The 26,071-nt window shown below is 62.1% G+C and carries 24 protein-coding genes; 11 read left to right on the top strand and 13 right to left on the bottom strand.

All coding sequences use genetic code 11. From position 1 onward, the window contains the following. Positions 1-2 precede the first annotated feature (2 nt). Positions 3-185, bottom strand: a complete 183-nt coding sequence (locus tag BM400_RS00640; RefSeq protein ID WP_089835672.1) for a hypothetical protein — start codon at positions 183-185, stop codon at positions 3-5. A gap of 159 nt (positions 186-344) precedes the next feature. Here BM400_RS00640 and BM400_RS22695 point away from each other — a divergent pair, with 159 nt between their 5' ends. Further along, positions 345-476 carry a hypothetical protein gene (locus BM400_RS22695; RefSeq protein WP_281245471.1) on the top strand — a complete coding sequence of 44 codons (132 nt, stop codon included), beginning with the start codon at positions 345-347 and terminating at the stop codon, positions 474-476. A gap of 17 nt (positions 477-493) precedes the next feature. On the opposite strand, the gene BM400_RS00635 is transcribed toward BM400_RS22695, so the two are convergent. Both BM400_RS00635 and BM400_RS00630 read right to left on the bottom strand, forming a co-directional pair. After that, entirely contained in the window at positions 494-820 is a 327-nt protein-coding gene (locus BM400_RS00635) for a BrnA antitoxin family protein (protein ID WP_245781604.1), read from the bottom strand. Then, positions 801-1,088, bottom strand: a complete 288-nt coding sequence (locus BM400_RS00630) for a BrnT family toxin (RefSeq protein ID WP_245781603.1) — start codon at positions 1,086-1,088, stop codon at positions 801-803. Before BM400_RS00630 ends, BM400_RS00635 begins: the two co-directional genes overlap by 20 nt. 89 nt (positions 1,089-1,177) lie before the next feature. On the opposite strand from BM400_RS00630, the gene BM400_RS00625 reads away from it, so the two are divergent. After that, positions 1,178-1,417 carry a DUF3606 domain-containing protein gene (locus tag BM400_RS00625; protein WP_089835668.1) on the top strand — a complete coding sequence of 80 codons (240 nt, stop codon included), beginning with the start codon at positions 1,178-1,180 and terminating at the stop codon, positions 1,415-1,417. Between the two features lie 376 nt (positions 1,418-1,793). Here BM400_RS00625 and BM400_RS00620 read toward each other — a convergent pair whose 3' ends face one another. Further along, positions 1,794-2,162, bottom strand: a complete 369-nt coding sequence (locus BM400_RS00620; RefSeq protein WP_089835665.1) for a c-type cytochrome domain-containing protein — start codon at positions 2,160-2,162, stop codon at positions 1,794-1,796. Positions 2,163-2,264: 102 nt separating this feature from the next. Between BM400_RS00620 and BM400_RS00615 the strand changes: the two genes are divergently transcribed. Further along, on the top strand, positions 2,265-3,410 hold the full coding sequence (locus BM400_RS00615; RefSeq protein WP_089835663.1) for a DUF5715 family protein: 1,146 nt from the start codon (positions 2,265-2,267) through the stop codon (positions 3,408-3,410). A 249-nt stretch (positions 3,411-3,659) separates the two neighbouring features. Here BM400_RS00615 and BM400_RS00610 read toward each other — a convergent pair whose 3' ends face one another. From BM400_RS00610 to BM400_RS00595, 4 genes are all read right to left on the bottom strand, one after another. Further along, the gene (locus BM400_RS00610; RefSeq protein ID WP_089835661.1) at positions 3,660-4,742 is read right to left on the bottom strand and encodes a SurA N-terminal domain-containing protein; all 1,083 of its coding nucleotides are present in this window, start codon (positions 4,740-4,742) and stop codon (positions 3,660-3,662) included. Between the two features lie 64 nt (positions 4,743-4,806). After that, complete coding sequence (locus BM400_RS00605) at positions 4,807-5,766, bottom strand: DsbA family protein (protein WP_089835659.1); 960 nt, start codon at positions 5,764-5,766, stop codon at positions 4,807-4,809. A 346-nt stretch (positions 5,767-6,112) separates the two neighbouring features. Next, positions 6,113-6,439, bottom strand: coding sequence for a hypothetical protein (locus BM400_RS00600; protein WP_089835658.1), 327 nt, complete (start codon positions 6,437-6,439; stop codon positions 6,113-6,115). Positions 6,440-6,510: 71 nt separating this feature from the next. After that, positions 6,511-8,979 carry an LPS-assembly protein LptD gene (locus BM400_RS00595; RefSeq protein WP_089835656.1) on the bottom strand — a complete coding sequence of 823 codons (2,469 nt, stop codon included), beginning with the start codon at positions 8,977-8,979 and terminating at the stop codon, positions 6,511-6,513. Positions 8,980-9,122: 143 nt separating this feature from the next. Between BM400_RS00595 and BM400_RS00590 the strand changes: the two genes are divergently transcribed. From BM400_RS00590 to BM400_RS00580, 3 genes are all read left to right on the top strand, one after another. Next, positions 9,123-10,361: an RDD family protein gene (locus BM400_RS00590; RefSeq protein ID WP_089835654.1), complete on the top strand. Its 1,239-nt coding sequence runs from the start codon at positions 9,123-9,125 to the stop codon at positions 10,359-10,361. 111 nt (positions 10,362-10,472) lie between these two features. Beyond that, positions 10,473-10,892, top strand: coding sequence for a hypothetical protein (locus BM400_RS00585; RefSeq protein ID WP_089835652.1), 420 nt, complete (start codon positions 10,473-10,475; stop codon positions 10,890-10,892). A gap of 98 nt (positions 10,893-10,990) precedes the next feature. Next, positions 10,991-11,944 (top strand): hypothetical protein, encoded by a 954-nt coding sequence (locus tag BM400_RS00580; RefSeq protein WP_089835650.1) that lies wholly within the window; start codon positions 10,991-10,993, stop codon positions 11,942-11,944. 81 nt (positions 11,945-12,025) lie between these two features. On the opposite strand, the gene fabF is transcribed toward BM400_RS00580, so the two are convergent. From fabF to BM400_RS00555, 5 genes are all read right to left on the bottom strand, one after another. Next, positions 12,026-13,276 (bottom strand): beta-ketoacyl-ACP synthase II, encoded by a 1,251-nt coding sequence (fabF, locus tag BM400_RS00575; protein ID WP_089835648.1) that lies wholly within the window; start codon positions 13,274-13,276, stop codon positions 12,026-12,028. Positions 13,277-13,279: 3 nt separating this feature from the next. Continuing rightward, complete coding sequence (locus BM400_RS00570) at positions 13,280-13,522, bottom strand: acyl carrier protein (RefSeq protein ID WP_014263586.1); 243 nt, start codon at positions 13,520-13,522, stop codon at positions 13,280-13,282. A gap of 297 nt (positions 13,523-13,819) precedes the next feature. Continuing rightward, entirely contained in the window at positions 13,820-17,020 is a 3,201-nt protein-coding gene (locus BM400_RS00565; protein WP_089835645.1) for an efflux RND transporter permease subunit, read from the bottom strand. Between the two features lie 76 nt (positions 17,021-17,096). After that, entirely contained in the window at positions 17,097-18,230 is a 1,134-nt protein-coding gene (locus tag BM400_RS00560; RefSeq protein ID WP_245781602.1) for an efflux RND transporter periplasmic adaptor subunit, read from the bottom strand. Between the two features lie 248 nt (positions 18,231-18,478). Next, positions 18,479-19,618, bottom strand: a complete 1,140-nt coding sequence (locus BM400_RS00555) for a glycosyltransferase 87 family protein (protein WP_089835643.1) — start codon at positions 19,616-19,618, stop codon at positions 18,479-18,481. Positions 19,619-19,849: 231 nt separating this feature from the next. On the opposite strand from BM400_RS00555, the gene BM400_RS00550 reads away from it, so the two are divergent. The 5 genes from BM400_RS00550 (at position 19,850) to BM400_RS00530 (ending at position 26,038) form a co-directional block, all read left to right on the top strand. After that, positions 19,850-22,045, top strand: a complete 2,196-nt coding sequence (locus tag BM400_RS00550) for a GH92 family glycosyl hydrolase (protein ID WP_245781601.1) — start codon at positions 19,850-19,852, stop codon at positions 22,043-22,045. 232 nt (positions 22,046-22,277) lie between these two features. After that, a complete protein-coding gene (locus tag BM400_RS00545; RefSeq protein WP_089835640.1) occupies positions 22,278-23,102 on the top strand; it encodes a tetratricopeptide repeat protein in 825 nt (274 codons plus the stop codon). A gap of 93 nt (positions 23,103-23,195) precedes the next feature. Further along, positions 23,196-24,695, top strand: a complete 1,500-nt coding sequence (gene accC, locus BM400_RS00540; protein WP_089835638.1) for an acetyl-CoA carboxylase biotin carboxylase subunit — start codon at positions 23,196-23,198, stop codon at positions 24,693-24,695. Further along, the gene (locus BM400_RS00535; protein WP_089835636.1) at positions 24,692-25,180 is read left to right on the top strand and encodes an acyl-CoA carboxylase biotin carboxyl carrier protein subunit; all 489 of its coding nucleotides are present in this window, start codon (positions 24,692-24,694) and stop codon (positions 25,178-25,180) included. Before accC ends, BM400_RS00535 begins: the two co-directional genes overlap by 4 nt. 123 nt (positions 25,181-25,303) lie before the next feature. Next, positions 25,304-26,038 (top strand): YIP1 family protein, encoded by a 735-nt coding sequence (locus BM400_RS00530; protein ID WP_089835634.1) that lies wholly within the window; start codon positions 25,304-25,306, stop codon positions 26,036-26,038. Positions 26,039-26,071: the final 33 nt, after the last annotated feature.

Here is a 26,071-nt window from a genome sequence, read left to right as displayed (position 1 = left end):
CATCACCTAGTTTGCGCTTCTATCAGGAGAAGTTCGTCCTGCGCATCCACCATTTCGCGCGTCACGCGATCATTTCCGATTTTCGTATTGCCATACGCAAAACTGCGTCGTTGCGCCTGATGTTCCTCTGGGGACATCGCGCGAGAGCGGGCGGCATCGATAAGGCTTTGGAGATGATCAGGCATGCTTAGTTCCTCTTCCCCTAACGACTTTATCACCGTTCCTGATGTCCCAACATGTCCCTCTACGTCCATCTATGCCCGCCTGGATAACCGAAATCCCGATAAGGTACATCTCCTCTGGCGCCACGTACATCCAGTTAACAGAACCCGAAAGAGGAACACGTGTCCGACGAAATCATCGCATCCGCCATTCTCTTTGAAGAAGAGCCCCACAAGGGCCCCCACGTCAAGAGCCCGCACAACCCCGACGAGATCAACCCCAGGATGGCATCCGACATTCCCCCGCTAGCATAGCGCAGAACGGCAGAAGCTTAAGCCGACTTCATATCCTTCAACATCAACTCCCGCAGCATCCGGTTTGCCCGCGTCTGATATCCCTCGCCATCTCTCTTCAGCCATGCGATCACATCCGCATCCAGACGCAGACTCACCGCCTTCTTCACCGGCCGGTAGAACTTCCCGCGCACCGCGGTCTTCCAGGCCTCCTCGGACAACTCCGGAATATCCGACGTGTCGATCACCCGATTCGGATTCGCCAGCAACTCCGCGATATTGGCCTTCTGCCGCTCCGTCAGCGGGTCGCCTGGATTCCGCCGATACACCACCATCTTCGGTTCTTTAGAAGTGTCTGCCTTCATACTGTCTCCTCTCATGGGTAGTCACCTCCCGCGCTGAAATAATTCGAATGATCTCCTCGCCTTCGTCATTGTGGAGCGTGTGCGCGACGATCACGAGGAAGAGTCCTTCGACCCATCCGGTCGCTTGCCACCGCGCCTCCCCATCCACCTCGCGATCCTGCACCATCAGGCAGTGTGGATCGTCGAAGACGAGGGCCGCGGTTCCAAAGTCCACGCCATGCTTCCGATAGTTGCTGCGATCCTTCGCCTCATCCCATTCAAAGCGCACGAGCACCGCCTGTACATATATGTATATACGATTCGCGGTCGCTTGGGACAAGAACGGCATCCAACTGTCTGTAGCCCGAAAGAGGAACAATGTCCGACGAAATCATCGCATCCGCCATTCCCTTCGAAGAAGAGCCCCACAAGGGCCCCCACGTCAAGAGCCCGCACAACCCCGACGAGATCAACCCCAAGATGGCATCCGACATCGCCTATTGGTCCAAGGAGTTCGGCGTCACCGGTCAGATCCTCCACGAGGCCATCCGGACCCACGGCACCCACGTCGTCAAAATCCGCGCCGCCCTCGCCAAACACGAAGTCAACCTCACCTAAACCAGGACGATCGTGCCCGCCTTCGCGACAGCCCACCGTCGCGAAGGGGGTGCACCACCGAACCCTGAAGAGAGCGGAAAACGGAAGGGCCTGGCTTCAGCCAGGCCACAACCCGTCAGCCTTTGCGCTCCTCCACGGATTCCCGAAAGGGAATCGTACCGCCGCCACCCACCCCGCAGCCCCATCCGCACAACGTACGCGCTTTTCACCACCCAATGGCCACGTTATCCATACAAAATCCCAAAAATTAGCGTCCAAAATGAACAAAAATCTTCTGGTGAAACATTGGGATTTTCGCATCGCGCTCGGCGAAGTCCTTTAGAAGACCACGATTACAAACGGTCCTGGAAGCTGCACCAAAAATGGTGCAAAACCCCTACTTGGGAGTCGGCTCGTCCGGCATGATCGCGCCCGCCCGGATCCACTCCGTAATCGTCTGAATATCGGCATCCGAAAGCTTCGACTTGGGAGGCATCGGCATGGGATCGTCCTTTGGTCCTTCGTGCCGGATCAGCTTGACCAGCAACGACTTAGCCGGGTCCCCCGGAACGATCACCGGTCCGTCCGTCCCACCCTTCAGCATCCCCGCCCGAGTCTGGATCGAGAGCTTCCCCCGATGGTTCATCCCCCCATGGCAGCGATAGCAATTGCTCTCGAGAATCGGCTTGACCTTTGTGGTGTAGTCCGGCCCCGGCCCAGCAAACCCCAATCCCACCAACGACATACCCACAACACCTAAACCCATCCAAACGCTCCGCACATACCCTCCTAATAACCACCCAGTAAACAGAACCCAACCTAATACTAGTGAAAAACCCCAATAAACAATAGGGTTAAACGTGCTCTGGTGCCTTTACGCGACCTCCCCACAACCAAGATGCCGAACGGCCCCCTGCACACCCTCGCGGTCATCGCCGCGTTGTCTTTACTCCCCGCATCTGTTGCAGCCAAACGACTTCCGCAGCATGTCGATCAATCCCACTGGGTCCGTGCCAAGCACCGCGTAATCGAACCGGTGCCGGTCAAGTCGCGCCACGCCAGGCCCGAACCAAAACCCCACGACACGCTGGCTAAATCCAAGATTACAAAGGCCCACAACCGACGCGAAGCCGTCGAGCGGGTGAAGCTAGACAAGCATCGCCGCAAATCCGAGTCGCGGGTGGAAATCGCTGAAAAGAAAAAGGTTATTGAGCTTCCGAAGGCTGAGCCCAAAAGGCCCGACGCCCCGGTCATTGCCGTCGCCGAGCCGCTCAAGCTGTCAGCGCCCGTTTCGGTGGTGAGCGTGGTGCGTGAAAACACCGAACACCCCAAGCTCGACCCGGTAGGAGAGGTCGCTTCGACACCGCAGATTCTGCCGCAACTCTATGATTCTGGAGGACGTTTGAATGTCCTGCCGGCGATGCGCGGGTCGCATGACATCCTCGTACGGCAGAATGTGATGGCCGACCTCGATGGCCTCTCGCGCATCCAGGACGACGAAGATCTGGCACGCATGCGGGAGAAGCGTATGCTCGTGCAAATCCCTTCCAATGAGGGACTTAGGATCGATGAGCGCCTTCCGGACAACCGCCGCTATACGCGTCCGTGGGCGGCGCAGTTTCTTTTGACGTTGGCGAGGGCGCATTATGCGCAGTTTCATTCGCCTTTGCAGGTGAATTCGGCGGTGCGTACGGTTTCGTTTCAGCTTCGGTTGATTCGGACCAATGGGAATGCGGCTCCGGCGGAGGGCGAAGATGCCTCGCCGCACCTCACGGGGCAGGCGATCGACATTGCCAAGAAGGGCCTTTCCCAAGCGGAGGTCGCGTGGATGCGTCTCTATCTCACGCCTTTGCAACAAGATGGGAAGCTGGACGTGGAAGAGGAGTTTCAGCAGGCCTGCTTTCACATCAGCGTGTACAGGCGGTATGCGCCGGTCAGCCCGGGCACGACGAAGATCGCTGTGACCCACCGTAGCGCCGTTCCTGCGTCGATTGCGGTCGATGATGAGGAGTAAACGTTGCACCTAAAATGGTGCAGCTTCCAGGACTGTCTGTAATCATGGTGTTCTAAAGCAGTTACAGATCGACGATGTAAAAATCCCAATGTTTCACCAGAAGTTTTTTGTCCGTTTTGGACGCTCTTTTGTGGGATTTTGTATGGATAATGTGGCCACGATGCGGTGAAAACGCGGTTAGTGGACGACACACGCGAATGCCCCCTGGAAGGACCAGGGGGCATTCGTTTTTTCAGGCTTCGCGATTGGTTAGTGAGCGTCGTTTTTGAAGATCTGCTCGGCGAAGAAGTTTTCGACCTTGGACTGGTCGCGGAGCATCTCGAAGTAGGCGGCCTTCAGGAGTTGAGCGCGGCCGTCGTGGAGCTGCTGGCGGATGGCCTGTTGGACACGAGGGTCGTTCAATTCACGCTGGCCGGCGGGTTCGCGGGAGACGAGTTTGTAGATGGTGTAGCCGGCGGGCTTGTGGGTGTTGGGGTCGATGGGGCCCTGGATGATGCCGGTGATCTCGCCCGCCTTGAGCTTGGTGATGGCGGCGTAGGTGGTTGGGTCGACGCGCATGGCGGACTCGGCGACGAAGCCCATGTCGCCTCCGCTGGAGGCGGTCTCAGGACGCTCGGAGAAGTTCATGGCGATGGTGCCAAAGTCTTCGCCGGAGTCGAGGCGGGCTTTGAGGGCCTGAATCTTCTTGCGCGCTTCCTCGTCGTTGGTGGCTTTGGAGCCCTGAAGGTTACCGGCCTGGGCGGCTGGCTGGCTGGTGACCTGAACCTGAGCCAGGTGGTACTGGGTCTCGGTGAGGTTGAACTCGGCCTTGTGCGCGTTGTAGTAGGCGGTGACGTCGGCGTCGGTCACGGTCACCTTGGAGTTGATCTCCTTGTTGAGGAGCTTCTCGATGGTGAGGTTGCGGCGGATGGAGTGCTTGAGATCGTCGAGGGTCTGCTTGTTGTCGTGCAGACGCTGGGCGAACTGCTCCTCGGTGAAGGGAGTCTTCATCTCGGCGAGCTTGGCGTCGACCTCTTCGTTGGTCGAGGTGAGGTTCATCTTCGCGGCGCGCTGCTGGACGATTTCTTCGTCGATGAGCTCGCGGAGGGCGTTCAGGCGCAGGGACTCGGCGGCTTCGCCGGAGGGCGGTGCGGCGGCCTGGGCTGAGTCTCCGAGCGCGGCGGTGTACGCCTTGTCGAGGTCAGCGCGCATGATGGCGTGGCCGTTTACGGTCGCGACGACGTCCGCGTTGTGCGGCGTCTTGCAGCCGGCGAGCAGGAGCGTGGGAACGATGGCGAGCGATAGAGCCCACTGATATGGAGTGAGATTGGTTCGAACTGGGAGAGAGTGCATACGCTTCACGATGGGGTCTTCCTTATTTCCTGCAACAACTAAGCTTACAGCGATCCGGGCGATCTTAGTTTCCGGGTGCGGGCTGCCGGGGAAGGGGAGGGATGGGAACTGCCGGGGGAGGGGTCTTTCCCTCCGCGATCAGGGCGTTGTCGACGACGCGGTAGATGTATTCGATGGGCAGGGCGCCTTCGACGCGCTGGCCGTTGATGAAGAGTGCGGGGGTGGCCTCGACACCGAGCGCCTCGGCTTCTTTGCGGGAGGCGGTGATGGCGGTTGCGTCCTGTTTGGCGATGCAGGCGCTGACGGGCTCGATCTTCACCTTATCGGTCTTGGCCTGGGCGAGGGCGAGGTTGTCGAGGGCCTCGTTGGCCTTGGCGAGGGAGTGGTCGGCACCGCCGAACTCGCTGGCGTGGGAGTGGATGTAGTCGACCATGGACCAGTAGCCGTTGGGGCTTTCGTCGGCGAGGCAGTTGGCGTCGATGGCGGCGCGAAGGGCCCAGGGGTGCTGGTCGAGAGGGAAGTCGCGATAGACGATGCGGACCTGATCCTTATAGCGATCGGTGAGTGCGGGGAACATTTGCGCGTGCATTTTGGCGCAGAAGGGGCATTCGAGATCGTCGAAGAGAACGATGGTGACGGGAGCGTCCTTGGGACCGCCGCGGGCTGGGCGTCCGGCCGCGGAGACGAGCGTTTTGGGATCCTTGCTGATGTCGTAGGAGGACATTTGGGCGAGGGTCTTGTTGTCCGTGGAGATGAGGAACTGTGCGGGGCGGCTGCTCTGTCCGTTGGCGGTGAAGACGACGGTGATCTGGTCGTATCCGGGGAACTCGCTCTTGACACGTCCGGAGATGCTGATGACGTAGTCCGGGGGGATGTTGGACTTGGACCGGATGAGGACTTCCACGCGGCGGGCTGTCTCAGGCGAGAGCGGTGTTCCCGCAGGGGGAAGCTGCGCATGGCAGCTTACGGCGGTCAGCGAGAGGGCAAGAAGTACGGCGCGGATAGGGTTCAGAGCATTCACCACAATGTTTGATTATCGCATGTTGGGGCGACAGAGCCTTCGTTTTGGGCCTTTGGGTTCGACTCTGAGCGTGCTCAAAAGATTGTGGGGAAGGGCGGAAAAAGCGGGGAAAAGACACAAATGCAAAGACCTGGATCTGAGCGTGCCTCGGGTGGGCATGCAGCCGGATCTTTTGCTTCCCTCATGGTCTCCTTGCCTGCCTGTTGCTTTGATGAAAGGCAAAAGATTGTGGGGAAGAGACGGAAAGAGCGGAAAAAGAAACAACGGCAGGAACGAGGAAAAAAGTCAGGAGGTGGTGCTGGCCGGCGAAGGGTGCTCTGAGGTCGCTCACGGCGGGCTTGCGGCGAGTTTATTTGACGTCGAACTCGAGCCCTACGGGGATGCCGTCTCCGGTTTTTGCCCAGGTGATGCTGCCGGCCGTGGGAACGATGACGCCGTCACGCATGATGACGACGTGGGTCTCGTCTTTGGGGCAGGTGACGTCCTGGGCGCGGCCCGATGCGGGTACCGCGATGGTTCGATTGCCGTCCATGACACCGATGCAGGGCACCGTGACGTGTCCGGTGAAGCCAGTGGGAACGACCACGCGGAGGGTATCCTGGCGGGTGCAGCCGAGGGCTGCGGTGGCAATGGTAAGGGCTGCAAGGCCGAATCGAACGATGGTTTGAGCACGCATGGTGAATCTCCACGCTACCACAGGAGGCGGATCGGCCGTCCGGCGGTGTTGACCGAACAAACATGCTTTTACTAGAAGAGCCGTTCGGCGCGACGGAGATTGCCGGCGGTTCCTACGTTGGCCAGCGTGAAGTTGAAGCGGTAGGCGTTTTCGTTGCGGACCGAACCGAGCTCGTACTTGCGGTACTCGACCGAGATGCCGCAGCAGTTCCAGTTGTAGGAGGTCTGGAGGGCTGCGTACTGGAGGGAGCTGACTTTGAGGTCGAGGCCCGCGTTGGCGGCCACGGAGAGGCCCTCTTTGGTGGGCATGCCGTAGCCGAGGAGAACGCGCATCTGGCTGAAGTCGGAGGTGGCGGATGGGATGCCCTCGTTGTAGGCGCGTCCAGGTGCGTTGAGGCGCGCGTAGCTGAGGCCGGAGAAGATGCGGCCCTCGTGGACGTCAACGAAGAAGTTGTTGGCGGTGAACTTCTTGGCACCGGTATCGAGGTCGAAGTCCCACTCGACGTCGACCTTTTCGGAGGCGCGAACGCGGAGGCGGGAGACGAGCGGGGAGATCTCGCGGGCCTCGGTGAGGAAGGCGATGCCGGAGAGGTCGAGGGTGGAGTCGAAGAGGTTGCGGCGACCTACCTGGACGGCCCCGCCGAAGCTCTTGTCGAAGTAGTGTTTCTGGGTGACGCGCCAGGTGATCCACTCCTGGACGCCGCACTGGTGTTTGGGCTGCAGGCCGTCGCCGGTGCCGTCGGTGATGCCGCCGGGGAGGGTGTCGAGGAGGGGATTCTCGATGAGGGCGTCGGATTCGGTGGCGTCGGTGGTGCAGGCGCTGGGGTGGCGCGGCTTGAGGTAGAGGCGCTGGGTGACGCCGTACTGCAGTTCGTTGGTGTTCGCGGCGATGTCGTGGTCGTCGAAACGGAGGATGCCGTTGAAGTTGTCGATGCCGGAGACGTAGCGAAAGGTGAAGGCGGGTTCGACGGTGTGTTTGAAGTCGGTGCGGAAGAGGTTGCGCAGCCATCCGGAGGTGAAGGTGCGCTCGATGACGGGCATGCGTCCATCGACCTGGGCTTCGAAGTCGGCGCGGTTGAGGCCGGTGACGCTTTCGGCGGGGACGGGGCCGAGGGGGGTGACGCGGGAGCGGCTGTAGAAGGTCTCGCGGACGGCGACCATGGGACGGAGGTTCCAGCCGCCGCCGTGGAGGGGGTAGGCGAGCTCGGGGCGGAAGTCGTAACGCTCGATGACTCCGGAGGTGGTGAAGTTGGGTTGAACGCGCTTGAGGCCCGAGGCGGAGGCATCAACATCCCAGACGAAGCCGCTGTGTCCGAGCATGTGATCGACGGAGGAGAACTCAAGGGAGGGGACGCGGAAGATGCGGATCTGCTGGGCGGGTGTGACGATGTTACCGAGGGCGTCGGTGATGGCGATGCGCTTGATGCCCTGGTAGCGATCGTTGTAGAGGGAGGCCTCGTAGCCGTTCTGATTGTGAGTGAGGAAGGCCTTGGAGACGATGTCGGTGGAGACGGCCTGGTTGAAGTTCTCGGTGAAGGCGGCGCGGTAGATGAAGGAGGAGAGGTATTCGAGGTCGGCGACCATGCGGGTGTTGGCGTCGAGATAATGGCGTCCGGCGACGACCAGGTCTTCTCCACCCTGGTTTGCGTTGCCTTTGCGGCGATCGACCAGGCCGGTGTAGTGAACCTTGAGGAAGGTGTCGCCGGGGCCGCGGTAACGGAAGGTGGCCATCTGGTACCAGCCGCGCATGGAGAAGTAGTCGGTGCCGACGGTGAGGTCCATGGATCGATTGATGACCATGTAGATCTGCTCGCCGATGATGATGCCCTTGGTGGAGGTGTCTCCGAAGACGGGGATGAGGAAGCCGGACTGGCGCGCTTCGGCGTCGACGGAGTGGGTGACGTAGGGGAAGTAGAGGAGGGGGATGTTGAGGAGGCGGAAGGTGCTGTTGCTGGCTCGGGCCTGCTTGTCGTCGATCTGGAAGTGAGCGGCGGAGAGGAGCCAGTCGGGTTTGGGCAGGAGGCAGGAGGTGACGGTGCCGTCGTAGAGATCGTAGTTCTGGGGGCCGGTCTTGACGACCATGCGGCCGGTGAAGATAAAGGGGTTGCCGTTGGCGTAGATGGCGCGTTTGCCCGGGGAGGCGGGGGTCTTGATGCCGACGGTGCCGGTCACGTCGTAGAAGCGGCCGGTCTGGGTCTTGGTGTTGAGGGTTCCGTGGGAGGCCTGGATGCGCTCGCTGTTGAGGCCACCGGAGGCGATAAGGTGGCCGGTGGCGACGAGATCGCCGGTGGCCTTGTCGTATTCGACGTGGTCGGCCTCTACGGTGCGGTTGCCGTAGGTGATGACGACGTTGCCGTCGAGGACGAAGTGTCCGCCCTGGGTGGATTGGGTGTCGGCGGCGATGATGACGTCGGATGGCTGGTCGGGCGCGGGGACGGCACGGGCGAGGGGATACTGCGAGGTCGATGCCGGTGCGTCCGGCAGAACCTCATTCGTCACCTGTTGCGCGTGGATATCCGCACGGTTTGCTGCGAACAGCATGATACTTAAGAAAATGAGGGATCGATGGCGGGAGTTCTTCTGCCGGCCTGCGACGGGGAATTCGACTCGATTCATGCTTGTTTCGGGCACCACCCCTTTGAGGCTAAACGATTTCACGGAAGCGAGCAGGAAGTTTGAGCAAAATGAGCGCCGCACAACTGGACATGTCGGAGCAGGATGAGACGTTTGGCAGCCCGCTGAAGCAGCAGGTGGCCGAACGGCTGGCGTCGCACCGTTCGCGAAGGATGCGGATGTCGGGTGATGCTGCGGCGAATGGACATCGTGTAGAGAGTGACGCGGAAGGAGCGCAGACGTCACGCGCGGCACAGATTGCCGCTGCGGTGGCGGCGCGCTACGCCGAGAGCGAGAGCTATCGCGTGTACCTGGCAGCCGAGGCGGAGAAGGCCATGGCGGCGGCCGCGGTGGCGGCACGGAGCGCTCAGGCGATTGCGCAGGCCCAGCGGGAGCTGCTGGATGAGCTGGATGCGCAGCAGGAGGCGAGGAGCGCGGCTCCGGTTCCCGTCCATGCTCCGTCCCAAGTGCAGGCGGGTGGGTTCAAGGTTCGGTTGTATGAGGATGTGGGGCGTCCGAATGTTGTGCCGCGGTCGGGTTCGACGGCGGAGGATATCGAGGAGAGCAGAGCGCTGGATGAGGAGCTGGAGTTCCGGCTGTCGCCGGATGCGGAGCATTATGCTCCGGCTCAGCCGATTCCGGGGAATCTGCTGGAGTTTCCGCGGCAGCTTGTGGCTGCGCGGAAGGCTCGTCCGCGCTATGCCGAGGGCCCGCTGGCGGCCGATGCCGCATTGGAGCAGGAGGGGGCGCAGCTTCGGATCTTCGAGGTGAATGCGACGCAGATTACGGCGGCACCGGTGGAGGAGTCGGCGGCTCCGGAGTGGTCGTCGATTTATCTGGAGGCCCCGGAGGTTTCGGTGGCGCCGGTTGTGGAAGAGGCTCCGTTTTCGGCGGCGATCCGTCCGCAGACGGCTCCGATGTCGCAGCGGGCGATGGCGGCTTTGGTCGATGGAGCACTGATTGCGGCTGGTTTTGTGGCGTTTGCGACGGTGGTGGTTTACCGGATGACGGTGATGCCTGCTCCGCTGCTGGCTGCGGGGGCAGCGGCGATTGCGCTGGCGGCTCTGTTTCTGATCTACCGGATGCTGTTCTTTACCTTTGCCGACTGCACGCCGGGTATGCGCTATGCGCGGATTGGGCTATGCACGTTTGCGGATGACAATCCCACGCGGGCGGCCATGCGGCGCCGGACGTTTGCGATTCTGCTGGCGGCGTGCCCGCTTGGGCTTGGTTTTTTGTGGGCGTGCCTGGATGAGGACCGGCTGGGGTGGCACGACCGGATCTCACGGATGTATCCGCGGGCATACTAAAGGCAGGGAGCGGGGATAAGGGAACAGGGATCAAACGCACTGACGTTTGGTCCTTTTTCCTGCTCCCTGCTCCCTTTTCCGTGTTCCCTGTATTCTGTGTTCAGGTCTCCCGTGCCAAACTTTCCTACCCATCTCTCCCTCGACCAACAGGTGACGGCATTTGCTGTCGGTGCTGTTGTTGTGGGCGCCGGGCTTTGGCTGGTGCTGCGGCGGAAACGTCTTACTCCGGAAGAGATTGAGCGCGCGCGGCGGGAGCGGCTGGTGCGGGTGGGGCGCATCACAGACGGCAGCCTGATGGATTCGGCGTATATCGACGAAGACCCGATCGGGTCGACGGCTCCCGGGCGGCTGGTGTTCCGTTACCAGATTGCCGGGGTGGTGTACGAGGCGGCTCAGGACGTGTCGGCGCTGCCGGACAAGGTGCGCGATATGCGCTTCGATCTGCCGATCCAGGTGCGGTACGACTATCAGAATCCTGCCAACTCCATCGTCGTTGCCGAGGAGTGGAGCGGGGTTCGGCTGCGCGCTTAAAATAAAGTTCATCCTATCCCAACTTTCTTCATCGCCTCCGCGTCTGATGGTTTACGCACTTCTTCCTGAAGCCGATAAACGACCAGAGGATCCGGACCATGAACGCGAAGACCACCACGACGCGCAGCCTTTGGGCTCTGGCCCTGTTGGTGTCGACTCCGGTGTTCGCGCAACTGCCGGCTGCTCCTGAGGAAACTCCGCGGTTGGTGTTGACCATCGCTTCCGCCTCCGACGGGCATGTTCATGCGGCCTCTGAGGCGACGGTTTCGGGGCCCTCGGATTCAAGTTCTCTGCCGGATGCGCCTTTGCCGGGAACGGGGATGCTGCATGCATACGATTGGACGCTTCCGGCGCCGCCGCCTGTGCTTCCTCCGTGCCCGAAGCAGAGAACGCTCGATACGGCACCGTGCCTGATCAATCCCTACCGGCGCTTTCTGGATAGCACGACGCCTACGCCGCTGACGGTGGGGCAGAAGGGCTATCTGGCGGTGCATAACTTCCTCGACCCGGGAAACATCGTTACGATCGTCGGCACCGCGGCGTTTACGGTTGGGGTAAACCCGCATACGGCGTATGGGCCCGGATTTGCTGGCTTTGGGTGGAATACGGCGTACAGCTTCTCGCAGGATGCGACGGGCGAGTTTTTTGGGACGTTCCTGATTCCCTCGATCTTCCATGAAGACCCGCACTACCACCGCGAGCCGCATGCCCCGGTCGCCCACCGGATCGTGCATGCGCTGGCCCGGACGCTGATTGCGCAGAGCGATACGGGACGGATGATGCCGAACTATGCGGTGCTGATGACGTATCCGATTTCGGCGGAGACGAGCAATCTCTATGTTCCCGGCATCGCGGGGAACGGACCCTCGACCGTGAAGCGGATTGCAACCGGGCTGGCGACGGATCCGGTGAATAACCTGATTACGGAGTTTCTGCCGGATGTGGCGAAGCGCGTGAATATCCGGGTGATCTTCGTGCAGCGTCTGGTGAATATGATGACGGCGGGAAACGCTACCGGTGCCGCTGCGATGGAGTCGGGCGGCAGCTTCTAGGTTTCTGGGTGGGGGCTGAACATAGAAGACGCCCGCCGGGGAGATTCCTCGGCGGGCGTTCTTTGTTGGAAAGAGTTTTCTTTATTCCGTCCAGCGCTTGAACACCAGCGACCCGTTGGTTCCACCGAATCCGAAGGAGTTCGACAGAGCGTAGTCGATCTTCGCGGACTTGGGGGTGTTGGGGACGTAGTTGAGGCGGCACTGCGGATCGAGCTCGACGATGTTCATCGTCGGGGGCGCGATCTGGTTGAGCATCGCCATCACGGTGATGCCTGCCTCCAAGCCGCCCGCTCCACCGAGGAGGTGGCCGGTCATGGACTTGGTGCTGCTGACGAGAAGCTCATGATCGAGGGCGCGCTCGCCGAAGACGTTCTCGATGGCTTTCGATTCGAGGGCGTCGCCGAGAGGCGTCGAGGTGGCATGGGCGTTGACGTAATCGATCTGGTTGGGCTCGATGCCGGCTACCTTGAGGGCAGCCTTCATGGCGCGATAGCAGCCTTCTCCTTCGGGAGCCATGCCGGTCATGTGGAAGGCGTCGGCGGACATGCCGTAGCCGATGACTTCGGCGAGAATCTTCGCCCCGCGAGCCTTGGCGAACTCCAGCTCTTCGAGGATGAGGATTCCGGCGCCTTCGCCGACGACGAATCCGTCACGATCCTTGTCCCAGGGGCGACAGGCGTGTTCGGGGTCGTCGTTGCGGGTGGAGAGAGCCTTCATGGCGGCGAATCCACCGACACCCATGGGGGTGATGGCGGCTTCGGTGCCTCCTGCGATCATGGCGTCGGCATCGCCGCGCTGGATGATGCGGAAGGCGTCGCCGATGGAGTGGGCCGAGGAGGTGCAGGCGGTGGCTGTCGCTTCGTTCGGTCCGCGGGCCTTGTACTTGATACTGACGTGGCCTGCGGCGAGGTTGACGATGGAGCCGGGGATGAAGAACGGTGAGATCTTGCGCGGGCCACCGGCCAACATGGCGGAGTGCTCGCGTTCGATGACATCGAATCCACCGATGCCGGAGCCGATGTGGACGCCGAAGCGTTCGGAGTTCTGATCGGTGATGACGAGGCCGGAGTGGGCCATGGCTTCTGCCGACGCAGCCATCGCAAAGTGGATGAAGCGGCCCATCTTGCGGGCTTCTTTCTTGTCCACGAAGATGTGCGGATCGAATTCCTTGACCTCGGCGGCGAAGCGAACGGGATGGCCGGTGAGATCGAATGCTTTGATCTCGGCCATACCGCTCTTGCCTGCCAGCAGACCGGCCCATACCTCGGGCACGGTCTTGCCGACGCCGCAGATGAGTCCGAGGCCTGTAACGACTACGCGACGGGATTCCACGGCTTACTTGCCTTTCTGGTTCTTTTCGATGTAATCGACGGCATCCTTGACGGTCTTGATCTTCTCGGCGTCTTCGTCGGGGATCTGGATATCGAAGGCTTCTTCAAACTGCATCACGAGCTCAACGACGTCGAGCGAATCTGCGCCGAGGTCTTCCTGGAAGCTTGCGCCCGGGGTTACTTCAGCCTCATCCACCTGAAGCTGCTCTACGATAATCTGCTTTACCTTTTCGTCTACTGCTGCCATGAAATCTCTCCTGTTGCTTTCTTGGATGATGCTTTGGGGCTATGCGGTACAAAACTTTGGCGAAACGGACGCCTAGGTGAGTGTAAAGCAATCGGGGCGTTGATGGGGGGATTTCACTGTTTCCCGACCGGGGAGACAGCAAAAGACTGTGGGGAAAAGTCGAAAAAGACGGGAAAAAGGAGCCGAAACAAGGCCGATTTTGCCCCCTCTCCGGTCTAGACGAGGTTTTTGAGAAAGAGATACGCCCCGTACGAGCTTTTGACGGCTCGGCACGGGGCGTATGGGTCTGCTGCGGTTTTAGTGGGTTGGGGCTGGGGGAGGGGTGGCCGGCTTCGGGGTGCGGGTGAAGCGGCCGAGGAAGGTCTTCAGGATCACGTAGAGGACCGGGATGAAGAAGAGGTTGAGGAACGTGGAGAGCACCATACCGCCGACGACGGCCGTACCGACCGAGTGGCGTCCGAGGGAACCGGCGCCCGAGGCGAAGTAGAGCGGAAGCACGCCGAGGATGAAGGCGATCGAGGTCATCAGGATGGGGCGCAGACGAAGCTCGGAGGCGGTGATGGCGGCGTCGATGATCGACTTGCCCTCGGAGAGCTGCTGCTCGGCGAACTCGACGATGAGAATCGAGTTCTTGGCCGAGAGTCCGATGAGCATGACGAGACCGATCTGGACGTAGACGTCGTCGACCAGGCCGCGGAGCGAGACGAGCGAGAGCGCTCCGAGGATGGCTGTGGGGACGGCCAGGAGGATGATGAACGGGAGCGCGAAGCTCTCGTACTGGGCGGAGAGGGTGAGGTAGACGACCAGGAGGCCGAGTCCGAAGATGATGATCGCTTTGCCGGCGGACTCTTCTTCTTCGAGCGAGAGGCCGGTCCAGGAGTAGCTCATGCCGGGCAGCTTGACCTTGTTGAAGAGCTTGACCATGTTGGCGTTGCCCTGACCGGAAGAGAGTCCGGGGGCGGGCGAGCCGTCGATCTCGGCGGAGCGGAAGAGGTTGTAGTGGTTGATGACCTGCGGTCCGGAGGTTTCGCTGGTCATGACGAGGTTGGAGAGGGGTACCATCTGCCCGGCGTCGGTGCGGACGTAGTAGGCGCGGAGGTCCTGGACGTTGCGGCGGTACTGCTGGTCGGCCTGGACGTAGACGCGGTAGGAGCGGTTGTTGAAGTCGAAGTCGTTGATGTAGCTGGAACCCATGAAGGTGCCGATGGCTGCGGTGATCTGCGAGAGCGGAACGCCGGTGGCCTTGGCTTTCTCGCGGTCGATGGTGACGAGAAGCTGGGGATCGTTGGCGGTGAAGGTGGTGTTGAGCTGGGTGAGACCGGAGTCGGGCGAACGCGCCGCGCCGACGAGGGTGTGGGCGATGCGGTCGATATCGGTGAAGGTGTTGCGACCGGAGTCCTGGAGGATGAACTGGAATCCGCCCTGGGTTCCGATGCCGGCGATGGCGGGTGGTTCGGTGGCGAAGGCGATGCCGCCGGGGACGCCGAAGAGCTGCGGGAAGATGCGCGACACGATGGAGTGGGCGTCGTGGCCCTTGCCGAGCTTGGTGCGCTCGTCGTTGGGTTTGAGCGGGGCGAAGATGAGTCCGGAGTTGGGCGACGATCCGCCTGCGAGCGAGAAGCCCATGACGGAGAAGGTGCCGAAGACGTCGTTGTCCTTGCGGACCTGCTCGGAGACGCGGCCGGCGAACTCGGAGGTGTAGCTGAGCGAGGCGCCGGGAGGCGTCTGGATGACGATGAGGAAGTAGCCCTGGTCTTCCTGCGGGACGAAGGCGGTGGGCACGTGGACGTACATGTATCCGGTGGCCGCGAGCGAGGCGAAGAAGAGGACGAGGACGGCGTAGCGGACCTTGACGACCCAGGTGACGACGATGGCGTACCAGGAGATGACCTTCTTGATGGCCCTGTCGATGGGGTTGAGGATGAAGCCCTGGATGCCGGTCTTGTGCTGCTCCTTGCGCAGCAGGATGCCGGCGAGCGCGGGGGACAGGGTAAGGGCGTTGAAGGCCGAGATGGCGATGGAGAAGGCGATCGTCAGCGAGAACTGCTTGTAGAGGATGCCGGTGGTGCCGGGGAAGAAGCTGACCGGCACGAACACGGAGATGAGCACCAGCGACGTTGCGATGACGGCCGAGGTGACCTCGCGCATGGCGATGGAGGTGGCCTCCATGGGGTCGGCGACACCCTCTTCGAGATGTCGCTGGACGTTTTCGATGACGACGATGGCGTCGTCGACGACGAGTCCTGTGGCGAGGGTGATGCCGAAGAGGGTGAGGGAGTTGATGGAGAAGTCGAAGATCTTGATGAACGCGAAGGTTCCGATGAGGGAGACGGGGATGGTGACGGCGGGGATGATGGTCGCGCGCCAGTCCTGGAGGAAGAGGAAGATGACCACGATGACGATGATGATGGCTTCGGCGATGGTGTGTTCGACTTCCTTGATGGAGTCGGAGACGACCGTGGTGGTGTCGACGGCGACGATGCCCTTCATGCCAGGGGGGTAGGACTTCTGGAGCTCGGCGAGGACGGCGATACACTTGCGCTCGACGTCGAGGGCGTTGGCGTTGGAGAGCTGCTGGATACCGATACCGATGGCTTCGCCGCCGCCGAAGGAGTTGGCGAAGAATTTGAGGTCGGTGTTGTAGTTTTCAGCGCCCAGCTCGGCGCGTCCGATGTCCTTGAAGAGGACGAGGCCGGCGCCGTTGGTGGTGGAAGCCGCCGTGGCGGTGGCCGCGGAGGATTTGATAATGATGTTGTCGAACTGTTTGGGGTCGTTGAAGCGGCCGGTGACGCGGACGGCCATCTGGTAGACCTGCTTGGGGTCGGAGGGCGTCTGTCCGAGCTGTCCGGCGGCGACTTCGACGTTCTGCTCGGCGAGGGAGTTGGTGACGTCGAGGGCGGTGAGGCCGCGTGCGGCGAGCTTGTTGGGGTCGAGCCAGAGGCGCATGGCGTACTTGCGCTCACCGAAGATGACGACGGCACCGACGCCTGGGACGCGCTTGAGGGCGTCGGAGACGTAGACGTCGAGGTAGTTGGAGATGAAGGACTGCGAGAGCGAGTGGTCGGGCGAGATGAAGCCGGCTGCGAGGACGAAGTTGGCGTTGGCCTTGGTGATGGAGATACCGGTCGAGTTGACGACGGCGGGCAGGCGGCCCTGGGCGGTGGCGACGCGGTTCTGGACGTCGACGGCTGCGATGTCGAGCGAGTAGCCGGTGTTGAAGGTGACGGTGATGGCCGAGGTGCCGTCGTTGGAGCTGGTGGAGGACATGTAACGCATGCCCTCCACGCCGTTGATGGCCTGCTCGAGGATGGTGGTGACGGCCGATTCGACGTCCTTGGAGTTCGCGCCGACATAGTTACAGGTAACGACGACCTGGGGCGGAGCGAGCTGGGGATAGAGCGAGATCGGAATCGACGGCACGGAGACGGCGCCGGCTAGAACGATCAGCAGGGCGCAGACGGTGGCGAAGATAGGGCGGCGGATGAAAAACTCAACCAAGGGAAACTCCTCAAAAGCAGGGCTCAGGGCTTAGCGCCCAGGGCTCAGGAAAGACAAAAGACGGTGCCGCGCGCATTTAGCTTGCGGGGGCGGCTGCTGGTGCGGCTCCGGCAGGGGACGGCGGCAGGGGCATGACGGGGACGCCTTCCTGCAGCATCTGGATGCCGGAGAGGATGACCTTGTCGCCGGGGTGCAGTCCGGAGAGGACGGGATAGTTGTTGCCGATGGCCTCGTTCAAGTTGACGAGGACCTGGTGTGCGACGAATCCCTTGTCCTTAGGGGCGGCGATGTAGACGAAGGACTGTCCGCCGACGCGGGTGACGGCGAGGACGGGGACGGTGGCGGCCTGCGTGGTGGACCAGGTGACGCGGGCGTTCACGATCTGCTGATTGCGAAGCTTGCTGGAGGCCGGGATAGGAGCCTTGGCGAGGATGCTCTGGAGGCCGTTATCGACCTGCGGCGAGACGAAGTTGATGGCGGAGTTCGCGAGGACGTTGCCGGCGGTGTCGGTCAGCTCAACGGCGAGTCCGTTGTGAACGTCGGCGGCGCGTTCGGTGGGGATGTAGATATAGGCCTCGAGGTCCTTGTTCTCATCGACGGTGGTGAGCAGCGTGGTGGGGGAGACATAGTCGCCCTGGTGGACGGGGATGTCGCCGACGATGCCGGCAAAGGGCGCGCGGATCTGGTAGTAGGCGAGCTGCTGCTTCTGGGTGACGGTGAGAGCGGCTGCGGAGTCGACGGCGCCCTTGGAGTTCTGGAAGGACTGCACGGAGATCTCGTAGGCCTGCTTCGAGATGACGCCGGCCTCGAAGAGGGCCTTCTGGCGGGCGAGATCAGCCTGGTTGTAGCTGAGGGTAGCGCGCTGCTGCTGCTCGGTGCCCTGCTGCGACTGAACGGTCGCGAGCTGCTTCAGGGGGTCGATCTGCATCAGGATCTGTCCGGCTTTGACGGCCTGGCCGCTGACGACGTAGATGCGGGTGATGTTGCCATCGACCTGGGGCTGCATGGTGGCGGTGCGGCGGCTTTTGACGGTGGAGACGTAGGTGTCGGAGAGAGGTACGCCGGTAAGGGCCACGGAGGCTACAGCAACGGGCATCGCCTGGGCTGCGGGCGGGGGGGGCGCTGCGGTCTTGCAGGCGGTAAGCGCAAAGGCGAGGGAAGTGGCTGCGGCCGTGGCCCAGATACGGTTCTGCGTGAACTTGCTTGGCACGATGGTCTCCTGAAACTTGTCCCGGTTTTGGCCCGCGAACGAACGCATGGGGCTGCGGCAATTCGTATTTCGGCGGGTCCTTGGGGTTCTACGCAGTTTAGATGAGGCTCGATGCGAAGAGGTTCGAACTCTTTTCTGCGCAGGGTAAGTATTTCTGTTTGTTCGCGATGCGGGGAGGGATACAGACCCAGAAAGGCGGAAACGGAGGGCTGCGGCAGGAGGCCTCCGGTCTCTTGCCTGCAGCCGTTTCAGGCCGGGATGGCGGGAGCACGGAGGAGGCGGTAGCTCGACCAGGCCCAGAAGACGAGGATGGCGAGGGCTCCGATGCCTCCGTTGGCTACCGAATCGCGGTGGCGGATGAGGAAGAAGAGGGCGGGGATGACGAGCGCCAGATACAGCGGCAGGGAGAACTTCAGCGAGAGGGGCCGGACGAAGACGAAGAAGGCGAGGGGGAAGGCGACGCAGAAGTCGTAGTACTCCAGGCGCGGGTTGAGGAAGAGGACGCCGAGCAGCACGAGGGCATACCACGGCGGGGTGCGGTCGCGGCTGCGGAGGAGCCAGAGGACGGTCAGGACGGTGAGGGCGAGGACGGCGTAGGCGAGGGCCGGGAGGACGATTTGTCCGGGCAGGTGCAGGTTGTGGAGCAGGTGGAAGACCAGACCGAAGAGGCTGACTCCCACGTCGCCGACCTCCGTGGTGCGTTTGGCGAGGGTTTCGGTGAAGCGGGCGTAGAGTGCGGGCGTGAGCCAGCGCTGGGAGAGGAGGGATCCGGTTGCGAGCAGGCCGGTGAGGACGGACCTGAGGATCTGCCCGCGACCGAAGAGGAGAGGAAGCAGGAGGAAGGGCAGGAAGCTGGGTTTGGCGAGGGCCAGAAGGAGGAGTGCGACGTAGAAGAAGAGCCACCGGTTGCGGCGAAGGCCGGGAACGGCGGCGGCCAGCAGAAGCGCATAGCCCAGGACGGCGATGTTGCCGGTCTCGGTGGCCAGCATGCCGATGAAGCCGGGGGCGGCAAAGTACAGGGCGTAGACGGCCAGGAGGCTTACGTTCCTGTCCTGGAGGTAGAAGCGGTGGAGGATCCAGGGGAGGGCTGCGGTGGCGAGGAGGTGGATGGCGACGTAGAGGATCCAGCCGCCGTGCAGGGTGAAGAGGCGGGCGAAGAGGGCTCCGGCGTAGAGGAAGACGGGCGGGTAGACGAAGGGGAGGTCGTCGCCGGAGACGAAGCGGTAGGGATCGCCACCGGCCATCCAGGTCTTGATGGCGTCGGCATAGACGCCGCAGTCGATGAGGATGAGGTGGAAGGCACCGGGGCGCAGGTGATAGTAGATGGCCGTGATGAAGAGGGCCGCGAGGAGAAAGGGCCAGCCGCGGAGAGAGGGTTTTTGCTGCATCGGTGGCATGGGCCTCGCGGTGTGGGGGAGAAGGATGGTTCGTGGTGTGGCGTTGAAGAGAGGATACCTCAGGGGCTGAAGCCCTGGAGCTGGGGTAGCCAGGACGCGCAAGACATTGTGGATGTGATGGTTGCGGACGGTGGCGCCTCCGGGAGGGCGGGCATGAGGAGGGTGGTGCCTGTTTGTTATGGTTATCTGGCACTGCGGAAAGCGTTGAGGGGGCGTGGGTCGATGAGGTTTTCTGGAATCGTTTCGATGGCCGGGATTTTGATGATGAGCCTGGGGGCCCTCGCGCAGGATGGCTACAAGCTGGTGGACATGCGGATTGGCACCGCGCATGAAGGGCAGACCGTCCCGTTTGTCGCGCCGCCGTTCGCGATGACGAACTGGACTCCGCAGACGCAGGCGAACGAGACGAAGTGCGTTGCGCCGTACTACGACAAGGACAGGACGATCTCCGGCATACGCGCCAGCCACTGGATGAGCGGGAGCTGCACCCAGGACTACGGCAGCGTGACGCTGATGCCGGTGACCGGGCGGCTCGACGATTTGACCGCCGAGGCGCGCGGATCGAAGTTCAGCCACGCCGATGAGGTGATGGAGCCGGCGTACTACTCCGTGAAGCTGGCGAAGTATGGATTTACCCGTGCGGAGGTGACCGGTACGCTGCGTACGGGGATTTTGCGGTTTACGTATCCGGCGGCGGAGCAGGGCACGGTTGTGATTGAGCCCAATGTAAAGCTGCATGAGGGCTATATCGAGGTGCGGCCGGACGGAACCATCGCGGGCTACAACCCGGTTCGCCGGATCTATCAAGGGGCCGGGCAACTGGCTGGGTTCAATGGTTATTTTGTCGTGAAATTTGCGCGCAAGGCGGTGGCTTCTGGGACGTGGTGCGGACCGAAGACAACATCGGGATCGGCGAAGCAGGAGGGTGGGTGCCCGCGGATGGGCGCGTACGCCACGTTTGCGCCTTCGAAGAAGCCTCTGCTGGTGAAGGTGGGGACGTCGATGACCAGCCTGGTCGAGGCGGAGAAGAATCTGAACGCGGAGCAGCCGGGGTGGGACTTCGCGGCGACGCGTGCGGCTGCCGAGGCCGCGTGGAAGGCGATGCTGGACAAGATCGTGGTGGAGGGCGGAACCGAGGACCAGCGCAAGACCTTCTATACGGCGCTGTATCATGCGACGCTCGCGCCGCGGCTGGTGAGCGATGTGGACGGCACGTATAACGGCTTCGCCAACGAGGGGAAGCTGCACCATATCGACGGCAACTACTATGACGACTTTTCGCTGTGGGACACCTTCCGTGCGGTGCATCCGTTGATGACGATCCTCGATCCCAAACGGGAGGAGGAGATGGTGCAGTCGCTGGTGCTGAAGGGCGAGCAGGCTGGCTTTCTTCCGATCTTTCCGGCGTGGAACAGCTTTACGTCGGAGATGATCGGGGACCACGCGGTGGCTGTGATGGCCGATGCGGTGGCCAAGGGACTGACGCATTTCGATGTTGAGAGTGCGTACCGGCTGGCGCGGCAGAACGCAGTATTGACTCCACCCTATGCGGACTATAAAGACGGCAAGGGGCGGCGGGCTCTGGACTCCTATGTGAAGTATGGGTATATCCCGCTGGAGGATCCGGTTCTGGATGCGTTTCACCGGGGTGAGCAGGTCTCACGGACGCTGGAGTACGCGTATGACGACGCGATGGTCGCGGTGATGGCGGAGCATCTGAAAAAAGCTGACGATGCAGCTTTTTTTCGGAAGCGCTCGGAGAGCTGGCGAAACGTGATCGATCCGGAGACGGGATTCGCGCGTGGTCGGCATGCGGATGGGACGTGGAGCAAACCGTTCGACCCGGCGGTGCCGTATCCGTACATTACCGAGGGGATTCCCTGGCAGTACACGTTTTACGTGCCCCAGGACGTTCCCGGACTGATCGAAGCGGTGGGTGGACGCGAGAGATTCATCGGGAAGCTGGATGGGCTGTTCCACCGAAAACTCTACGACCAGGGGAACGAGCCGAGCCACGCGATCGCCTTTTTGTACGAGGCGGCGGGCGCGCCGTGGAAGACGCAGGAGCGCATTCGCTCCGTGATGGCCGAGTACAACTCGACCGTCGACGGCCTTCCGGGCAACGACGATGACGGCCAGATGTCGGCCTGGTATGTGCTGAGTGCGATGGGTTTCTACCCGGTCTGTCCGGGTGTTCCGGAGTACTGGACGGGGAGCCCGATCTTCGACCGGGTGACGTTGCATCTTGCAGGTGGCAAAGAGTTTTCAGTGGTCGCGAAGCATCAGTCGGGGATGAACAAATACATCCAGTCGAGTGCTTTGAACGGGCACCCCCTGGATGGTTTCAAGCTGCAGCACAAGGATCTGATGCAGGGGGGCGAGCTGGTCTTTGAGATGGGCCCGCAACCTGCGAAATAAGGGCATGCGTGCCAGAGAAACAAGAGGTGGGTTAGAATTCGATGTCTCGAAGGGCTTTTCGATGCGCAGAGAGAACAAACCGGGGTTGAGAATGGTCTAGGACAGATTCTCTAGTCACATCCGTCATCTCCCGTTACAATCAAACGGCAAGCAGCAAAACTCAAAACAGTTGTCTTCGCACACAATTCCACGTCTGAAGCAATGCGCGCCTCTGAAGGAGAGTACACGCCCCATGAAACTGACTGCACGGATTTTCGTTACGGCCGCACTGTTGGCGTTGACCCTGGGTAGCGCGACCGGCTGTAACAAGCTCAAGGCCCGGGACCAGCTAACCAAAGGCGTTCAGGCCTTCAAGGCAGCCAACTTTGAAGAGGCTGTGAACCACTTTCAGACGGCCATCGCGCTCGATCCGAACTACGAAGACGCGAAGCTGTACCTGGCGACGGCGTATGCCTCGCAGGTCGTCCCGAACCTCGACACCCCGGAGAACCTGAAGGTTGCGCAGAATGCGATCGACGGCTTCCAGCATGTGCTGTCGACCGATCCGAACAACCTGACCGCTCTGAAGCAGATCGCCTCCATCGACCGCAACATCAAGAAGTTCGATGAAGCGAAGGAGTACGAGAAGAAGGTGATCGTCGCGGCTCCGAACGATGCCGAGGCGAACTACACGATCGGTGTGGTGGACTGGATCCAGTCCTACAAGAACGCGCAGACGATTCTCGCCGCTGACGGCATCGCCGCCGACGACGGCAACGGCAATCCCAAGAAGAGCAAGGGTGCCTGCGCCAAGATGCAGGCAGCCAACACGGAGTTGGTCAACGAAGGCCTGCAGTACCTGCAGAAGGCTGTCGACATCAACCCCACGTACGACGACGCCATGCAGTATCTGAACCTCACCTATCGCCGCAAGGCCGATATCGAGTGCGGCGACGATGCGGCCCGCAAAGCCGACCTGGCGAAGGCCGACGAGTGGAGCCAGAAGGCGATGGGCGCCCGCAAGCAGAACGAACTGGAGAAGGAAAAGAAGAACTCCGGTGGCGTTACGATGAACTAGTTGTTTCCTGATCCGCAGCAGAACGATGGCCTCCCACACTGGGAGGCCATCAGTGTTTTGGGTCGCGTAGAATGGCTTCTTTCGAGGAGGAGCATGGGCAACCTGCGCAAGGTGCTGGTCGCGAACCGTGGCGAGATCGCCGTTCGTGTGATGCGGGCGTGCCGCGAGATGGGGATCGCGACGGTTGCGGTGTATTCGGATGTCGACCGCGCTGCGCCGCATGTGCTCGCCGCGGACGAGGCGTACCGGCTTGGTCCGGCTCCCGCGAGTGAGAGTTATTTGCGGGGCGAGCTGATTCTTGCGGCGGCACAACGGTCGGGCGCGGATGCGATTCACCCCGGGTATGGCTTTCTCTCGGAGAACGCGGATTTTGCCGATGCGTGTGTGGCGGCGGGGGTGATTTTTATTGGGCCGCCGGGGGCAGCGATGCGGACGCTCGGTTCGAAGACGAAGGCTCGTCAGGCTGCGGATCGGGCGGGAATGCCGCGGGTGCCGGGGAGCGTCACGGGGCTTGGGTCGGTCGAGGAGGCTGTGCAGGTGGCGGGCGAGATCGGCTATCCCGTCATGCTCAAGGCAGCGGCTGGCGGGGGCGGCAAGGGCATGCGTGCGGTGTTTGCGCCGTCGGAGCTGCCATCGGCGTTCCTGGGGGCTTCCAGCGAGGCGGAACGCAGCTTCGGGTCGGGCGAGGTGTACCTCGAGAAGCTGATCGAGAGGCCACGCCACATTGAGATTCAGTTGATCGCCGACGCGCATGGGAACTGCCTGTATCTGGGCGAGCGCGAGTGTTCGGTGCAGCGGCGGCACCAGAAGGTCATCGAGGAGGCTCCGTCCGCGGTGGTGAGCCCGGAGCTGCGACGGCGGATGGGCGAGGCGGCTGTACGGCTGGCGCTGAGCGCGGGCTATGTCAACGCGGGGACGGTGGAGTTTCTCGTGGATGAGGCGCGGAACTTTTACTTTCTGGAGATGAATACGCGGCTGCAGGTGGAGCACCCGGTGACCGAGCTCGTGACGGGGCTCGACCTGGTGAAGATGCAGATCCGCGTGGCACAGGGCGAGCCTCTGCCGCTTGCGCAGGAGGAGATCGTGCTGCGCGGGCACGCCATCGAGTGCCGCATCTATGCCGAGGATCCGGACAACAACTTCTTCCCCTCGCCGGGGCTGATTACGGCGCTGCGCCAGCCGGCCGGGCCTGGGATTCGTGAGGACTCGGCCGTGTATGCCGGGTGGCGTGTTCCGCTGGAGTACGACCCGATGCTTTCGAAGCTGATTGCGTACGGAGAGACGCGGGAGGTGGCGATCGAGCGGATGCTGGGGGCCTTGAGCGAGTACTTTGTCGGTGGCATCCGGACGAACGTCGGGCTCTTCCGCCGCATTCTGCTCGATGAGGGGTTCCGGACGGCGGCGATCGACACGGGCTATCTGGAGCGGCTGCTGGCCATTGCTCCGCCGGAGGTGGAGTCGCCGGTTCCCGAGGACCTTGCCGCCGTGGTCTGTGCGCTATTTGCCGCAGCGGAGGCTTCCGCCCCGGCTGTCGTGCAGCAGGCAGAGAGCCGATGGGCCACCACCGGGCGTCGTGAGGGATTGCGCGCATGACGGTCTGGCTGGAGGTGGAAGGCAAACAACTTCGGGTCGAGCTACCCGCTGCTTCGGGACCGGGGCTGGTCTGCTCGGTGGATGGGCGTGAGCTTGTGGTGGACGCCTGCATGCTTGAAGCGGGCGTGCTCTCCGTTGTTGTCGAGGGACGCCAGTACCGCTGTCTGCTCGATGGCGATGCGGTGCTGGTTGCGGGACGCCGTATTGCGTTCTCGCGGTTCGATCCGCGTTCGCTGGCGGCTCGCCGTGGTGTCGCGGACGGTGCCGATGGTCCACGGGCCATCAAGGCTCCCATGCCGGGGCGCGTGGTGCGCATCGCGGTTGCGGCGGGTGAGGCGGTCGAACAGGGTGCGGCAGTGGTCGTGATCGAGGCGATGAAGATGCAGAATGAGCTGAAGTCGCCGAAGTCCGGCACGGTGGCGCGCATCGCCGTCTCGGTGGGGGATACGGTTGGCGTGGGGGATGTGCTGGCCGTGATTGAGTAGGCCGATTCTCCTTTAGCTTTGCCGGGGCTAGGGCTAGAATGCGGGCATCCCCTTGTGTTCGATCCCGCCGTCGCCGATCTTTCGCGGGAAGACTTCGCGAGGAAACTGAGATGAGGCCTCCCTATGACTGAAGAGCTGGAAGTAAAACCCCTGAGCGAGGTGGAGCGCGTCGTCGATGGCTTCGTCGCGCCCTCGAAGACATTTACCGACATCCTGCGCAGTACATCGTGGCTGGTGCCGTTCCTGCTGGCCACGGTGATGTCGATCCTGGTGACCTTCACCGTGGACAAGAAGGTGGGCTTCGAGGTGGTGGCCGCCAACCAGGTGCATCAGAGCCCCAAGTCTGAAGAGCAACTCAACCAGTTGCCGCCCGAGCAGAAGGCTGCTCGCCTCAGGATCTCCGGCGTGGTGACGAAGTACATCTCGTATGGCTCGCCGTTGCTGATCCTCATCGTGACGGCTCTTGGCTCGCTGGTTCTTTGGGGCTGCTTCAACTTCGGTCTCGGCTCGAAGACGACCTTCGGGCAGATGTTCGCGGTGTGGATCTATGCGTCGCTGCCTCGATTACTGTCGGGCTTGCTGACAATCTTTACCCTCTGTTTCGGCAACAACCAGGACAGCTTCACGCTGCAGAACCCGGTGGGCACGAACGTGGGCTACTACACGCCGGACGCGGCTCCGTGGCTGAAAGCGGCTCTGGGGTACCTCGACGTCATCGGCATCTGGAACACGATTCTGCTGATCATCGGGACGGCGATCGTGGCGAAGGTGAAGATGTCTTCGGCGGCTATCGTGGTGGTGGGGCTGTGGCTGCTGATGCTTCTGCTGAGCGTCGGAACGGCTGCCGCGACGAGCTAACCGCAGTCGCACAAAGAGCCTCCGGAGATGATC

Source organism: Granulicella pectinivorans, assembly GCF_900114625.1.
GTDB lineage: Bacteria > Acidobacteriota > Terriglobia > Terriglobales > Acidobacteriaceae > Edaphobacter > Edaphobacter pectinivorans.
This window is presented reverse-complemented; position numbering and strand designations above follow the sequence as displayed.

Excerpts from the sequence above, each read along its gene's own strand:
- BM400_RS00640 (WP_089835672.1), bottom strand. The coding sequence starts at position 185 with ATGCCTGATCATCTCCAAAGCCTTATCGATGCCGCCCGCTCTCGCGCG.
- BM400_RS00635 (WP_245781604.1), bottom strand. The coding sequence starts at position 820 with ATGAAGGCAGACACTTCTAAAGAACCGAAGATGGTGGTGTATCGGCGG.
- BM400_RS00625 (WP_089835668.1), top strand. The coding sequence starts at position 1,178 with ATGTCCGACGAAATCATCGCATCCGCCATTCCCTTCGAAGAAGAGCCC.
- BM400_RS00620 (WP_089835665.1), bottom strand. The coding sequence starts at position 2,162 with ATGGGTTTAGGTGTTGTGGGTATGTCGTTGGTGGGATTGGGGTTTGCT.
- BM400_RS00610 (WP_089835661.1), bottom strand. The coding sequence starts at position 4,742 with ATGCACTCTCTCCCAGTTCGAACCAATCTCACTCCATATCAGTGGGCT.
- BM400_RS00600 (WP_089835658.1), bottom strand. The coding sequence starts at position 6,439 with ATGCGTGCTCAAACCATCGTTCGATTCGGCCTTGCAGCCCTTACCATT.
- BM400_RS00595 (WP_089835656.1), bottom strand. The coding sequence starts at position 8,979 with ATGCTGTTCGCAGCAAACCGTGCGGATATCCACGCGCAACAGGTGACG.
- BM400_RS00590 (WP_089835654.1), top strand. The coding sequence starts at position 9,123 with ATGAGCGCCGCACAACTGGACATGTCGGAGCAGGATGAGACGTTTGGC.
- BM400_RS00580 (WP_089835650.1), top strand. The coding sequence starts at position 10,991 with ATGAACGCGAAGACCACCACGACGCGCAGCCTTTGGGCTCTGGCCCTG.
- BM400_RS00570 (WP_014263586.1), bottom strand. The coding sequence starts at position 13,522 with ATGGCAGCAGTAGACGAAAAGGTAAAGCAGATTATCGTAGAGCAGCTT.
- BM400_RS00555 (WP_089835643.1), bottom strand. The coding sequence starts at position 19,618 with ATGCAGCAAAAACCCTCTCTCCGCGGCTGGCCCTTTCTCCTCGCGGCC.
- BM400_RS00550 (WP_245781601.1), top strand. The coding sequence starts at position 19,850 with ATGAGGTTTTCTGGAATCGTTTCGATGGCCGGGATTTTGATGATGAGC.
- BM400_RS00545 (WP_089835640.1), top strand. The coding sequence starts at position 22,278 with ATGAAACTGACTGCACGGATTTTCGTTACGGCCGCACTGTTGGCGTTG.
- accC (WP_089835638.1), top strand. The coding sequence starts at position 23,196 with ATGGGCAACCTGCGCAAGGTGCTGGTCGCGAACCGTGGCGAGATCGCC.
- BM400_RS00535 (WP_089835636.1), top strand. The coding sequence starts at position 24,692 with ATGACGGTCTGGCTGGAGGTGGAAGGCAAACAACTTCGGGTCGAGCTA.
- BM400_RS00530 (WP_089835634.1), top strand. The coding sequence starts at position 25,304 with ATGACTGAAGAGCTGGAAGTAAAACCCCTGAGCGAGGTGGAGCGCGTC.